16 protein-coding genes and 1 tRNA gene are annotated in these 14,008 nt (G+C 43.9%); 10 read left to right on the top strand and 7 right to left on the bottom strand.

Features of this window, described 5'->3' with window-relative positions:
- Window positions 1-27: 27 nt before the first annotated feature.
- Window positions 28-573, bottom strand: a complete 546-nt coding sequence (yfcE, locus tag L4C32_RS13365; protein ID WP_428197377.1) for a phosphodiesterase — start codon at window positions 571-573, stop codon at window positions 28-30.
- Window positions 574-739: 166 nt separating this feature from the next.
- On the opposite strand from yfcE, the gene L4C32_RS13360 reads away from it, so the two are divergent.
- The 5 genes from L4C32_RS13360 to L4C32_RS13340 all read left to right on the top strand — a co-directional run bounded on the left by L4C32_RS13360 (window position 740) and on the right by L4C32_RS13340 (window position 5,176).
- Window positions 740-1,645: a TIGR01777 family oxidoreductase gene (locus L4C32_RS13360; RefSeq protein WP_428197376.1), complete on the top strand. Its 906-nt coding sequence runs from the start codon at window positions 740-742 to the stop codon at window positions 1,643-1,645.
- 7 nt (window positions 1,646-1,652) lie between these two features.
- Window positions 1,653-2,510, top strand: coding sequence for an SDR family oxidoreductase (locus tag L4C32_RS13355; RefSeq protein WP_428197375.1), 858 nt, complete (start codon window positions 1,653-1,655; stop codon window positions 2,508-2,510).
- 232 nt (window positions 2,511-2,742) lie between these two features.
- Entirely contained in the window at window positions 2,743-3,597 is an 855-nt protein-coding gene (locus tag L4C32_RS13350) for a co-chaperone YbbN (RefSeq protein WP_428197374.1), read from the top strand.
- Window positions 3,598-3,779: 182 nt separating this feature from the next.
- Window positions 3,780-4,703 (top strand): SPFH domain-containing protein, encoded by a 924-nt coding sequence (locus tag L4C32_RS13345; RefSeq protein WP_428197400.1) that lies wholly within the window; start codon window positions 3,780-3,782, stop codon window positions 4,701-4,703.
- Between the two features lie 23 nt (window positions 4,704-4,726).
- Window positions 4,727-5,176, top strand: coding sequence for an NfeD family protein (locus tag L4C32_RS13340; protein ID WP_428197373.1), 450 nt, complete (start codon window positions 4,727-4,729; stop codon window positions 5,174-5,176).
- A gap of 38 nt (window positions 5,177-5,214) precedes the next feature.
- Here L4C32_RS13340 and cueR read toward each other — a convergent pair whose 3' ends face one another.
- Window positions 5,215-5,610: a Cu(I)-responsive transcriptional regulator gene (cueR, locus tag L4C32_RS13335; protein WP_428197372.1), complete on the bottom strand. Its 396-nt coding sequence runs from the start codon at window positions 5,608-5,610 to the stop codon at window positions 5,215-5,217.
- A 149-nt stretch (window positions 5,611-5,759) separates the two neighbouring features.
- Here cueR and L4C32_RS13330 point away from each other — a divergent pair, with 149 nt between their 5' ends.
- From L4C32_RS13330 to L4C32_RS13315, 4 genes are all read left to right on the top strand, one after another.
- Window positions 5,760-5,933 (top strand): DUF2986 domain-containing protein, encoded by a 174-nt coding sequence (locus L4C32_RS13330; RefSeq protein WP_428197371.1) that lies wholly within the window; start codon window positions 5,760-5,762, stop codon window positions 5,931-5,933.
- 82 nt (window positions 5,934-6,015) lie between these two features.
- A complete protein-coding gene (locus tag L4C32_RS13325; RefSeq protein WP_428197370.1) occupies window positions 6,016-8,727 on the top strand; it encodes a cation transporter in 2,712 nt (903 codons plus the stop codon).
- A 116-nt stretch (window positions 8,728-8,843) separates the two neighbouring features.
- Window positions 8,844-9,278 carry a DUF411 domain-containing protein gene (locus tag L4C32_RS13320; RefSeq protein ID WP_428197369.1) on the top strand — a complete coding sequence of 145 codons (435 nt, stop codon included), beginning with the start codon at window positions 8,844-8,846 and terminating at the stop codon, window positions 9,276-9,278.
- Between the two features lie 83 nt (window positions 9,279-9,361).
- On the top strand, window positions 9,362-10,225 hold the full coding sequence (locus tag L4C32_RS13315; RefSeq protein ID WP_428197368.1) for a TraB/GumN family protein: 864 nt from the start codon (window positions 9,362-9,364) through the stop codon (window positions 10,223-10,225).
- Window positions 10,226-10,230: 5 nt separating this feature from the next.
- Here the strand turns inward: L4C32_RS13315 and L4C32_RS13310 are convergent, their stop codons facing one another.
- Window positions 10,231-10,803, bottom strand: a complete 573-nt coding sequence (locus L4C32_RS13310) for a hypothetical protein (RefSeq protein ID WP_428197367.1) — start codon at window positions 10,801-10,803, stop codon at window positions 10,231-10,233.
- 137 nt (window positions 10,804-10,940) lie between these two features.
- The gene (locus L4C32_RS13305; protein WP_428197366.1) at window positions 10,941-11,885 is read right to left on the bottom strand and encodes a hypothetical protein; all 945 of its coding nucleotides are present in this window, start codon (window positions 11,883-11,885) and stop codon (window positions 10,941-10,943) included.
- A gap of 125 nt (window positions 11,886-12,010) precedes the next feature.
- Here L4C32_RS13305 and L4C32_RS13300 point away from each other — a divergent pair, with 125 nt between their 5' ends.
- A complete protein-coding gene (locus tag L4C32_RS13300; protein ID WP_428197365.1) occupies window positions 12,011-12,469 on the top strand; it encodes an Lrp/AsnC family transcriptional regulator in 459 nt (152 codons plus the stop codon).
- A 197-nt stretch (window positions 12,470-12,666) separates the two neighbouring features.
- On the opposite strand, the gene L4C32_RS13295 is transcribed toward L4C32_RS13300, so the two are convergent.
- The 3 genes from L4C32_RS13295 to ybaK form a co-directional block, all read right to left on the bottom strand.
- Window positions 12,667-12,743, bottom strand: a tRNA-Pro gene (locus tag L4C32_RS13295).
- Between the two features lie 118 nt (window positions 12,744-12,861).
- Complete coding sequence (locus tag L4C32_RS13290; RefSeq protein ID WP_428197364.1) at window positions 12,862-13,482, bottom strand: LysE family translocator; 621 nt, start codon at window positions 13,480-13,482, stop codon at window positions 12,862-12,864.
- Window positions 13,482-13,955 carry a Cys-tRNA(Pro) deacylase gene (ybaK, locus tag L4C32_RS13285; protein WP_428197363.1) on the bottom strand — a complete coding sequence of 158 codons (474 nt, stop codon included), beginning with the start codon at window positions 13,953-13,955 and terminating at the stop codon, window positions 13,482-13,484. The genes L4C32_RS13290 and ybaK overlap by 1 nt, the downstream gene beginning before the upstream one ends.
- Window positions 13,956-14,008: the final 53 nt, after the last annotated feature.

The raw sequence follows: 14,008 nt of genomic DNA, 5'->3' as shown, positions 1-14,008 counted from the left end.
CCTCTTACCTCTGATTCAGTGGCGATATCATATCGCCACTGATGCTATCTCTCTATCGTCAAAATCCATTACTGACAACTTACCATTCTGATACACACCGTAACTTGCAGGGTGATTATCACGAGGAAAAGTGACAGAACCAGGGTTAAACAGAAACTGTTCTCCATATTGCTCCGCAACCGGAATGTGAGTGTGCCCATGAACAATCACATCATGATGATTTAATGGTGGCGTATTATCTTTATGATAAAGGTGACCATGAGTCAAAAAGAGTCGCTGCCCACTTTCAAGAAGTACATAGGTAAAATCAGACATAATAGGGAATGTGAGCAGTGCTTGGTCTACTTCACTGTCACAGTTCCCTCTCACCGCGATGATCTTATGGGCATAACGATTTAATAACTCAGCGACTGCTTTCGGATCATAACCTTGGGGGATCGGATTACGCGGGCCGTGGTATAACACATCCCCGAGCAGAATTAGATGTTCAGCGCCTGATGCAGTGAATTTCTCTATTGCCACCTGGGTAGCAGGCAGACTTCCGTGCAGATCCGACACAAAGAATATTTTCAAGTTCGCTTTCCTAGTCAAAAACAATAATGAGAGTATACGGCAACTCTATTACTATTCCCTGAGTAACATCAAATCAGTTTCCAGTTATTCTCTTTCTTTTCATGGCTAACTTTATTTTTTTCACTCTTTATTTATACTTAAAGCACCATCCATATTCGGAATCATTATGAAGATACTATTAACAGGTGCTAGTGGTTTTATTGGTTCATACCTTCTTGAATACTTAAAGCACCACACACTTGTGGTATTAACACGGTCGATTCCTCGAGCTGAAATCCAACTTTCTCACATCACTTTTGGTAATATATCCTTCATTGAGTCGCTTTCTGAGTTAGAGCACCTTGACGATATTGATGCCATTATTAATTTAGCGGGGGAGCCCATTTTCAATAAACGTTGGTCCACTGAACAGAAAGATAAAATCTGTCAAAGCCGTTGGGATCTTACCAAACAGTTGGTTGAGCAATGTAAAGCCAGTTCAAACCCACCTCACATATTCATTAGTGGTTCTGCGGTTGGATTCTATGGCGATCAACAATCCAATCCATTAGATGAAAATCACTCATCACCTACTGCAGGTTTTACTCATATGGTGTGTGATAAATGGGAGAAAATTGCCAATCAAGCCCAATCAGAACATACTCGAGTGTGCACCATTAGAACTGGGGTTGTGTTAGGTAAAAAAGGGGGTGCACTTGCGAAAATGTTACTGCCTTATCAATGCGGTCTTGGCGGCCCTATTGGTGATGGTAAACAGTATATGCCATGGATTCATATTGAAGACATGGTACAAGCGATTGTCTTTCTATTAAACAGCAGTACAGCGCAAGGTGTATATAACCTGACGTCTCCCCATCCTGTTTCTAACATTGTCTTCAGTCGCAGTCTTGCCAATACACTGCGACGACCTCACTTTCTATTCACTCCAACCCCTATGATAAAGCTCGTGCTTGGTGAGTCTTCAGTGTTACTGTTAGACAGCATTAAAGCCAAACCCAAACACCTCGTCGATTCTGGTTTTCATTTTCACTTTCCAAGAATTGAAACGGCGCTGAAAGATCTTTTAAAGTAAGGATAGAATGAGACGTTCAATTTTAATCACGGGATGTTCAAGTGGTATCGGTTACCAGTGTGCCCATGATCTGCATAACCATCAAAGTCGAATAAACGGCGTAACAACACCGACTTTTCAAGTCATCGCCTCCTGCCGTAAAGCAGAAGATGTTGAACGTCTAACCTCAGAAGGGCTTACGTGTATCCAGCTTGATCTTAAAGACCCCTCTAGCATTACTAAAGCGGTCGAAGAGACCTTATCACTTACCGATGGTTCAATTTATGCTCTATTTAATAATGGGGCTTATGGGCAAGCTGGCGCTTTAGAAGATCTACCAAGAGAAGCTCTGAAGGAGCAGTTTGAGGTAAACTTGTTTGGTTGGCATCAACTTATTTCAGAACTATTACCCACCATGCGAAGAGCTGGATGTGGCCGTATCATCCAGAACAGCTCAGTCCTTGGTATTGTCGCAATGAAGTACCGTGGAGCCTATAACGCATCAAAATTTGCGGTAGAGGGGTGGACAGATACGTTGCGCCTTGAATTACGAGGCAGCGGTATTCAAGTTAGCCTAATTGAACCTGGGCCGATTGAATCACGTTTTCGAGCCAATGCCTTACACTCTTTCCACCGCTGGATAGCCCCTGAACATAGCGTTCATCAACGGTCATACCTCAAACAAATTGAACGCTTAGCAAAAAAGGATTCAAACAATAAGTTCACCTTGCCATCCTCTGCTATTGTGCCACCTCTGCTGCACGCTTTAACCGCAAAAAAAGCCAGAGTTCGATACCGTGTAACGACCCCAACCAAGATTTTTGCCCTACTTAAGCGACTTTTATCCAGCAAGCAGCTCGATTTTCTGTTAGCTAAAGGTGATTGATAACCACTGTCATCTATGTGTCATGTTAGGCAAGTAATATTCATCATGTGAAACAGACACAGAAAGTGACAGAGGAAAAAATGACATTTAATCAAGTAAATTGGCTTTGCGTTGGCTTAGCACTAACGGCTCTACTTCTTTTTTAATCGCCACTATTTGCTTCACCCCCTTGAAAATCAAGCGATATGCCCTCAGATTATGGCTATAGAACTTCATTAAGGTGAACCAGACAATGCAGCCCAATTACATCACAGAACTGAACCAACAAAACTTCCAAAGCGTCATTGAGGGATCAACGCAAGCGCCTCTGCTTATTCACTTTTGGGCCGCATCGCAGCCAGAAAGTGCCGATATAATTCCCAGCTTGCAACAGTTAGCTCACCAATATTCAGGTCAATTTACTCTCGCACTACTCAACTGCGAACAAGAGCAGATGATCGCTAGCCAGTTCGGTGTTCAAGCCCTGCCAACCATTGCTCTATTTATTAATGGTAAGCCAGTGGATGGCATGGGTGGCCCACAAACCATTGAAGCGATCACTACGATGTTAAGCAAGCACCTCCCAAGCCAAGAGGAGATGCAATTGAAAGCGGCCATGGAACTGGTTGATGCTGGAGAGTTTGAACAAGCTCTACCCACACTACGGACTCTGCTTGTTCACTTTCAAGGTAACAGTATTATCAAACTTGCTATCGCAGAGTGTTTAGCGGAATTGCAACAGTTTGATGAAGTCGAAAACCTATTAACGTCGATTCCAATGCAAGATCAAGATGCTAAATACAAAGGATTAATTGCCAAGCTTGAATTACATAAACAAGCAGGTGATACACCGGAAATTCGTCAGCTTGAAGCGCAACAAAAACAAGATCCTTCAAGTTTGTCCATCGCGCTTGAGCTAGCGATTGCGTATAACAGTGCAGGTCGTCAAGATGAAGCCTTAGAGCTTTTAATTACCATTTTACGCAAAGATCTTAACTTTAATGATGGTGACGCAAAAAAGACTATGATGGATATCTTGGCCGCTCTGGGTCAAGGAAATGCAACCGCAGCCACCTATCGTCGTCAGCTCTACTCACTGCTCTACTAATTCCCATTCTGTGTCATTCGGTGTAGGCACAAACATGCCCTACACCGTTACTGATAAAAACAATATTATCGTCTCTGCATCTAGCTCTAATATTTACATATTATTACCACTTCTCAGTCTTCTTTATCGCGTTTATAGGTTAGTCTGTCAGTTACTTAACCAAAACCTAAAGGAACAAGATGATGCCTTACGATACGCTCATAGCTCTTGGTATATTTATCTTAGTCGCCATGGCTTTTATTGCCGCTGGTGTGAAAATGGTCCCACAAGGAAACAACTGGACTGTAGAGCGGTTTGGTCGCTACACCAAAACCCTACGCCCTGGGTTAAATTTAATCGTTCCTTTCATTGACTCCATTGGGCATAAAATTAACATGATGGAACGGGTTATGGACATCCCTGCCCAAGAGGTCATTTCAAAAGATAATGCCAATGTCACCATTGATGCCGTCTGTTTTGTGCAAGTGATTGACGCCTCACACGCCGCTTATGAGGTGAACGATCTTGAACACGCTATCAGAAACTTAACCTTAACCAACATTCGTACTGTTTTAGGCTCAATGGAGCTGGATGAGATGCTAAGTCAAAGAGACAGTATAAACAGCCGCTTATTGACTATTGTTGATGAAGCAACCAATCCATGGGGCGTTAAAGTAACCCGTATTGAGATAAAAGATGTTCAGCCACCAGCTGATTTAACCGCGGCGATGAACGCGCAGATGAAAGCCGAGCGTAACAAACGTGCCGATGTATTAACTGCTGAAGGGATACGCCAAGCCGAAATTCTCAAAGCGGAAGGTCATAAGCAAGCTGAGATCCTAAAAGCGGAAGGTGACAAACAAGCGGCTATTTTACAAGCCGAAGCACGCGAACGTGCCGCAGAAGCCGAAGCAAACGCCACCACTATGGTATCGGAAGCCATTGCCAAGGGTGATATGCAAGCCGTAAACTACTTTATTGCTCAAGGCTATACTCAAGCACTGAAATCCATTGGTGAAGCGGAAAACAGCAAGATCATCATGCTGCCTCTAGAAGCTTCAGGTTTAATGGGATCAATCGCAGGTGTTGCCGAAATGTTTAAACACAACAATAACGACGACAAGTAACCACATAACCGTTCGGAGTTAATATGATTGAATTGCTAGAACAGATGAACCTATGGCACTGGCTCGCTTTCGGGTTAGGGTTATTATTATTGGAGCTTCTCGGCACAGCAGGTTATCTACTCTGGGTCGGATTATCAGCAATGATAGTGGGAGTATGCCTCTCTTTGATACCCATGAGTTGGCAACTTCAGTGGATCGCTTTTGCCAGCTTCTCCTTAATGGCGACTTGGTTGTGGTGGCGTTATCAACACAACAAAGATCGTCAAGATGATGAGAGCTCACTACTCAATAAGCGAGATTTGCAGATGATAGGTAAAACCGCTCGTATAGAAGAGGCAGTGTTACAGGGGAAATGTCGAGTCAAAATTGGTGATACGACTTGGACAGCGGAGACCAACAAAGATCTTGAGGCCAATACTTTAGTAAAAGTGGTAAAAGTCACAGGCATTGTTCTCACTATCGAGCCGGTGTAGCAATTCAGAGCAAGCCAGACAACACGTCTGGCTTCTATCTACTTTCCATGTTGACACAAACCATCAATAATTGGGCACTCTGCACTATCATCGCCAGGACAACTGACCGCTAAAGCCGTGAGTGTCTCTTTCATCAACTCCAGCTCGTTTACTTTCTCTTCTATCTCAGAAATCTTTTTTAATGTTTTCGCTTTGACATCCGCACTACGACGATTCGGATTATTCGCCCACCCCAGCAGATCCAAACACTCATCTAAGCTAAAACCCACCATGCGTGAGCGTCGAATTAAAATTAATTCATCGATCTGTTTCTGATGATATATCCGATAGCCATTATCACTTCGGCGCGGTTCAGAGATTACCCCCTTACTTTCATAAAAGCGGATGGTTTTTGCGGTAAGGCCAGTCAGTTTTGCTACTTCACTGATATTCATCACTCATTCACCTCTCTAGCTACTGTTTCATTATAGTTTCTACCTTCCAGTTACTGTAGGGTCAAGATGAAAAGAGATTGTTTGCTTGTTATTCATAGTAAACCGATTAAAATCCCCCCTATTAAGACAGCCTGAGAAAGAAGATCACCATGAATCGTAAAAAAAAGATGAACACTATTTTGAAAAAAAGGCTCAAAAAGGCCAATGCTAAATTGCACACTAGCAACAAACCTAAATACATCTCTAAAGCCGATAGAGCTAAAATGGATCTAGAACAACAGACGCAAACACCGAATGAAACGTCACCTGAAGAGCAAGAGTAAATTTCTTACTATTAGTCATTGACCTTACTCTTGCTAGAAGGTTTACACTGTCTTTCAGTTGATAATCCTATGGCGAGTTATTATGAGTGATTTACTATCCATCCCACTACAAAAAGTTCGCTGTATGGGCTGTGCAAAAAAAATTTCCGCTGCGCTCAATAATGTTGATGGTGTCATTACCGTTGAGGTCGATACTCACGCGGCGAAACTGTCCGGTGACTTTATATTATCGGACGCTTTCAATGCAATTGAACAGCTAGATTATCTTGCAGGAGAGCACCACCAACTGGCGCTCTCTGGGCTCAATTGCGGACGCTGTGTTGCCAAGGTCGAATCTGCGCTAGCCCCCCACCCACTCATCGCTCACTACAGCGTATCCAAAACTGAACTGCACGTCACAGGGTTAATCACTGAAGCGGATCTTATTGCCCTCATTCATCAGATCGGATTCCAAGCCAATCAACAAAAGAGTTCTTTTCCCCTTGCTGAACCTAGCGTGACGGAGGCTCTACCCACTCCGACTGAGCCAGTTCAAGCGAATCAATCCAATAGCCAAGACTTCATGTTAACAGGCATGACTTGCGCCAGTTGCGTCGCCTCAGTAGAGCAGACAATTCTATCCGTAACAGGGGTCACCTCAGCGGTGGTCAATCTTGCAGAAAAGACAGCCAGTGTCAGAGGGAGTGCTTCATCTGAACAGATCATTGCCGCCATCATCAGTGCTGGTTACGGGGCGCAAATCAGTGACGATGAGAGTGAACGCCGCGCCACACAGAAAAAGCAGCAACAACAGCTATTAAAAACTCACCGTACCAACACCATTATCTCACTATCAATAGGTATACCTCTGATGTTATGGGGATTACTGGGTGGGAACATGATGATCTCATCACCTCAAGATCAACTAATTTGGGGCGTGGTCGGGATTCTGTGTCTAGGTCTTCTTTTCACCGCAGGCAGACACTTTTTCATTAATGCTTGGAAAGCGTTTACTCACCACAGAGCAACCATGGACACCCTCGTCGCCTTAGGCACTGGTGCCGCTTGGCTCTACTCGATGACAGTCGTTATCGCACCTTATCTTTTCCCCGCAGAAGCAAGGCACATCTACTTTGAAGCCACTGCGATGATTTTAGGGTTAATCACCCTCGGCCATGCTATTGAAACCAATGCTCGAGGAAGAACCTCGCAGGCGCTTGAGAAGCTGCTTAACCTACAACCTCAAACTGCCACTCTCATTGAGAACGGAATTGAAAGAGAGGTGCCATTAAATCAGGTTATTGCGGGCATGCTATTACGCTTAAAACCCGGTAATAAAGTTCCCGTTGATGGACGAGTTATAGAGGGTAACAGCTATGTCGATGAGTCAATGCTAACTGGAGAACCGATTCCAACGTTAAAAACCGCGGATTCAACGATCAAAGCAGGTACGTTAAACCAACAAGGTTCGTTGACCTTTATTGCTGAACAGATTGGAGAGGCGACAACCCTCTCACGAATCATCGCTATGGTTCGACAAGCACAGAGCAGTAAACCCGCTTTAGCAAAACTGGCTGATCAAATATCTGCGATTTTTGTACCCTCAGTCATGATCATTGCGACACTTGCTGCGATGGCTTGGTATAACTTTGGTCCTCAGCCTTCCAGTGTTTATATGTTGGTCGTTGCAACCACGGTACTGATTATTGCTTGCCCCTGTGCTCTTGGTTTAGCGACACCTATGTCGGTTACTGTTGGTGTGGGTCGCGCTGCGGAGTTTGGCGTATTAATTAAAGATGCGGATGTGCTGCAACAAGCCAGCACAATCGACACCGTTGTCGTGGATAAAACAGGCACCCTGACTCAAGGCAAACCGGTCGTGGTGGACATGCTTATCTATCAAGAGTGGCAAAAGTCCGAACTCCTGCCACTCAGCAGCGCAGTTGAATCTCACTCTGAGCACCCTCTTGCTCAAGCTATTGTTAATTATGCAAAACCTGAAAGTGCTCTCATTCCCACTTGTTCTGATTTTTTAGCCGTTCTTGGCCTAGGCGCGCAAGCCACCGTTGATCAGCAACAAGTTGTTATTGGTAACCAAAAATTTATGCAGCAACATGGAATAGAGACTTCTGCTGCTGACAGCGATCTTAACCACGCTTCGCATCAAGCTAACACCCCTATTTTAATGGCGGTGAATGGCGAACTAGCGGCCCTATTTCTGGTTACAGATCCTCTACGAGATGACTCTGCATTAGCCATTTCACAGCTCAAGCAACAGGGAATCGACGTCGTGATGCTCACCGGAGATACCCAAACTACGGCGACAATCATTGCTGAGCAGTTAGGTATTCAACAAGTGATTGCCAGTGTGTTACCGGATGGAAAGTCTGAGCAGATAGTCAAACTACAAGCTCAGGGAAAACGAGTGGCAATGATAGGGGATGGCATTAATGACGCCCCTGCACTTGCTCAGGCTAATGTAGGCATTGCGATGGGAAGTGGCAGTGACATTGCTATAGAGAGCGCACAAATCACCTTAATGAGGCACTCACTCGTTTCAGCGGTTCAGGCTATTGAACTCTCTAAAGCGACACTCGATAACATGAAGCAGAACCTATTTGGCGCTTTTATCTATAATATACTCGGTATCCCTATTGCGGCAGGCATTTTATATCCGTTAACAGGCAGCCTTTTGAGCCCAGTAATCGCGGGAGCGGCCATGGCTTTGTCATCCATCACCGTTGTCTCTAATGCGAACCGTCTGCGCCTTTTTACCCCCTCTTTCACCAATAAAAATGAGGTAAACCATGTTTAATCTATTTGGCCTACTTCTTATTGCCGCCATTATTTACTGGTTTTGGTTAGCGCCGAAACAGAAGTAATCGCCTTGATGATTACCCCCATATCCTATGTTATGAAGAGAGCAAAACCATGAAGCTAAATACCCTTATTATGTCCACTATCGCCATGTTTTCTGCATCTGCTTTTGCTACTGATGTGATTACTCATAAATCCCCATACTGCGGTTGCTGTACCGAGTGGGTAAAACACATGGAAGATGAAGGATTCAACGTTAGTGTCGTCGATCATGAGAATATGAATCCTATTAAACAGAAACTGGGCATTACCCCTCAACTTGCGTCATGCCATACTGCGGTTATTGATGGTTATGTTTTTGAGGGGCACATTCCTGCTCAAGACATTAAATCCTTCTTAGCCGATAAACCAAAACTGGCTGGACTTGCCGTACCTGGAATGCCAATGGGTTCGCCAGGAATGGAGTATGGTAATAAAAAGGATGCGTTTGATGTAGTTGGCTTTAGCAAAACAGGCATGACGGTTATCTACAACAGCTATAACAAGTAGCAGTGAATCAATCGTTAACTGCCTCTTGATTCCTCTCTATTCTAAGCACACTATAGAGATCTGTGTTTAGAATGGATTGCTCAATGAAACTGTCACGACTGCCTCTTTTTCTCCTTTTCATCTCTCTATTTTCGTTTGCAGAACCCTCTGTATGGCAAGCAAAAAAAGAGGGAGTGACCTACACCCTATTAGGTTCTATACACGCAGGGAATACAAGCTTCTACCCACTGCCCGACGCCGCTACGCAAGCCTTTAACAATAGCGATGGGCTAATTGTAGAGGCGGACATCACCTCAAGTGCTCAACCTACTCTCAGCGAGGCTACATTTACTGCCGAACAGGTTTTATCCTCTTCGCAGATAGCGCAACTGCGCACTATTCTAGACCAGTATTCATTAAGCCCCGAGCGCTACCTTCAGCTTCCACCTTGGTTATTAGCCATCACACTGCAGCTGCTGCAAATGCCTGAGGCAGGTTTGCAGGTTGAGTTAGGAGTTGATCTGTTTTATTTACAGCAAGCTCATCAAAACCGTACGCCAGTGTATGAACTTGAAGGCGTCGATTTTCAAATAACCTTGTTCCAAAATGTTGACCAAGAGGGCGCAGAATTGCTGATCGATACTCTATCCGGATGGGGGGAGTCTAAGCAGGAACTAATCTGTTTGATTGATGCGTGGCAACAGGGGGATGATGAAGCACTTGACCAACTACTCCAACAACATGAGTACAGCCAATCGTTAGCTGATCAGCTAATCTATGAGCGAAACAATCAATGGGTTCATGCGTTAACAACGAATCAGTTTGAATTGGCCGATGGGCACTACTTTATCTTGGTGGGAGCCCTGCACCTCGTTGGTAAACAGGGACTATTGCAACAGCTTCAGCAACATGGGTATACCGTTACGAAACTAACAAACAGTTCCAACAGCTCATGTAACGTTAACTAACCGGCTTATCCTCGAATCACATCAATACGGCGTTTTGCATGCAGAAGCAATGCTTTTACTTGAGTGAGTGTATCGAGTTTGAAATAGATAGAGACGCCTCCCTCTTTACCGCTGGTCACTACACCTAATACCCCTTCATTAGAACTAAAAATGGAGACTTTCAGATCGCCTCGAGTTTTGTAGTCGGCTTGAAAGTGTTCAAATTTGGTCACGCTAGGGGATATTTTAGTGATGTAATCGATGCCTTCAATCAACGAATCAATTTCATCATAATCCACATACGATTTCTTTTTGAGGTTGCTTTGACCGACCATTTTTATTAATTCAATCGTAATACCATACTGAGTCGTCCCTTCTGATACATTGATGAACTCTTTGCTCTCAACATCCAACTGGCTGCCATAAAGAGCAAAGATGCTGCCCACCTTCTCAAAACCGCGGATCATAACCACGCCTGTTTTGGCATTAAACGCCTCTAATTTCGACCCTACAGAATCAAAACCAGCTGCCACAGCAGAGGCACTCACTAAATGAGTCAACAAACCAATATAAACAAGCTTTTTCAACTGTTTGTTCATTCAAATCCCTGAAAAGTAAACCACTCTATTTTGATGATAATATCTGATATAGCCGTTGATATTATGATGAAAAAAAGCACTCAACAATCGCGTTGCTATCAAGGCGTGACATATGCCCAATGAAAAAGCCTCATCAGTTAACTGGACTTCGCTACGTCCTCTTTGACCCACCTCGCAATGATAATCATCACCACAAAGGCAAACAGCAATCGCCCCCACAAAATCGACATGATATCGGCGCCAAGAAGTAAGATTAAAATCGTATCTTCAATAACACTATGGGCAAGACCTAAAAAACAGACTGATAAGAGAATGTCTCTTTGTTTGATTCTCCCTGACTTCGCCTCATCGATAAGTAAACCGGCCCCAAAACTCAACCCTAGCGTTAAACCAATAACACACACGTTCGTCGCTTCCTTACCTATGGTTAAGGCGTTAAGTAACGGAGACAACATTTTTTGAATGACAGCCTCAATACCGAGCCATCTCAACACTCTCAGCAGAAACATCAATGCCGCAATAATAAAAAAGATTGAAATGAGCATAGCCACTTGATCACCAACCCAACGCAATAGAGTGTCAGGCCCCTTTTCAGGCTGCCACATCATTACCGCTTGCTGTTGTTGCCATCCACCGAACTGATAGACTGTATGGGTCAGAAAGCCTAATACAAAGCCCCCCACAATACGTAAAGGTAACGTTACCCTCCACGCGATACCAGATAATTTGGCGACCGCACCTTCAACGGGAAGGGCGTGAGCGAGCAGCATCATCACACCGAGTACCGATACTTGTGCAACCGATAAATCATGCTCCCCCATGAACTCAAAAAACACCACCATTCCGGTGTAGAGATTGGTCAACATAGCCGTTGCCCATACCAACCCCATCTCCTGTGGCAACCCCACCATCGCCATAAATGGTGACAGAGCCAATGCAATTATCTTCGTCCCCCCCATAAGCGTTAATAATTTAACGACAACCAGCGCCGGAATCATCACCTTTAGCAGCGTGAAGTACACCCTAACGACTGCGACTAAGAACCCTTTACACTCAGCGTACGCCCTATTATTAGTAATCAATTGAATCCTCAACCTGTGTCGCTTTATTGTAATTGTGGCTATTATAATTCTCGAAGGTAGAAATAATTCCAATAAATTGTTAAAAAAGTTACTATTAATTTCTTTTTCATTCAGTTTTGTTAATTATGTTTCTTGATCGTACCGATAAAGCCATACTGCGGTTTCTACAAAGTGATGCCTCTGTGAGCAATCTCCAGCTCTCGTCGGCAATTGGTCTCTCTCCTCCTGCTTGCCTTAAGCGAGTCAAACGATTAAAAAAAGAGGGCGTCATCAGTCGCGAAGTCGCTTTAGTCGATCAAGAGAAACTCGGGGCTTGTTTACATATTATTATGAACATTGAGATGGAGAGAGATCGATTAGATTTGAACAGAGCCTTTATTCAAAAAATGAAAGCAGCCTCTGAAGTGAAACAGTGCTACCAAGTAACAGGAGACACCGATTTCATACTGCTGGTTACCGTTGCGGACATTGAACGCTATGAAGCCTTCTGTAAAAGAGAAATTTACAGTGAGCCAAACATGAAAAACTTTCGAACCCACATTTCAATGAACAGAGTAAAATTTGAAACGTCTGTAGTCATTTAATAGAGAAAGCAGAGCCTCGCCAAATGAGGAGCGTTAAACAAGGTAGGTGATGAAAAAATTCCATTAAAAAAGCCTCGTCAAATGACGAGGCTTTAGAATGTGGTCGGTGGTGAGCTAGATTTTCGAATTCAGGAACCCACGACATTCGGGGTTAAATGCAAAAAGGCCTAGTCTTTCGACTAGGCCTTTTTAGAATGTGGTCGGTGATGAGGGATTCGAACCCCCGACCCTCTGGTCCCAAACCAGATGCGCTACCAAACTGCGCTAATCACCGGAACGAGACGTATAATACTGAACCTAAGGAAATTCACAAGTTTTAATTATCTATTTTCAACTATTTCAGTCTAAGTGGCTAATTAACCATCAAGATATCCATTTTTCACTACTGATAACTATGCGAATACCTGCCAAAACACTCTTGTCGCTAGTAACAACAAGATAACGCCAGAGGCTCTATCTATCCAAACGGCTTGTTGACGCAACTTATCCACCACTTTTTCGTTAGACAGTACAAATGCGATAAACGTATACCATAACCCATCAACCAGTAACGGTGTTGCGACTATAGTAACTCGACTAGCTAGCTCCGATCCTACTGCTACGAATTGACTGAATAGCGCGATAAAAAACAACGCCATTTTAGGGTTAAACAATGAGATCATTAACCCATCTCGCATCGCTTCATTTAGTGAAGCATCATCACCTGCCATCAATTTCGCGGCAACGCCGCCTTTAGATCGCAGAGCATTAAAACCAAGCCATGCTAAATATCCAGCGCCTAACACACTAATCACCGTAAACAACGTCGGAGACTTCTGCAAAATAACCGCAAGCCCTAACAGCGTCATTAACGCGTAAAAGCCGACACCAATAGAGTGTGCCCACGCGGTAGCAACACCATGGGTTCTACTGCTGCCTAATGTGTGCTTTACCACCATCGCTAAACTTGGGCCAGGTGACATAGCTCCTAGCATGCAGATAGCAAGAAGCGATAACCAGAGTTCAAATGTCATTATTTTCCTATTGGAGCAATCGTTGCTCTTGTTAATGTGGCCAAATCTTGTGGTGAGAGTTCTAACTCTACTCCTCGTCTTCCAGCACTAATAAACAGGGTATCAAAAGTGGTAGCCGTTTCATCCATTAAGGTCGGTAAACTCTTTTTCTGCCCTAATGGGCTGATGCCACCTACGATATATCCGGTGATTTTTTCAGCCATCGTTGAATCGGCCATATCTACTTTTTTGACCTTAAGGGCTTTTGCTGCCGCTTTAAGATCCAACTGATTAGCGACAGGGATAATGGCGACAGCAAGACGTTTAGCTTCCCCGTTGAGGGATATTAATAACGTTTTAAAAACCTGACGACTGTTTTGCGCCAGTTGTTCAACAGCCTCTAAACCATAACTGCTGTTTGTTGAGTCATGATGATACTGATGTACTTTATGTGTTACGCGCTTTTTCTTCACTAAATCAATTGCTGGTGTCATATTGCTCTCATAAAAAAACGGTGCTAATAGCAATTATTAGCACCGTTTCAAAT

This window comes from Aliivibrio kagoshimensis, from assembly GCF_050337105.1.
Classification (GTDB): Bacteria; Pseudomonadota; Gammaproteobacteria; order Enterobacterales; family Vibrionaceae; genus Aliivibrio_A; species Aliivibrio_A kagoshimensis.
This window is presented reverse-complemented; position numbering and strand designations above follow the sequence as displayed.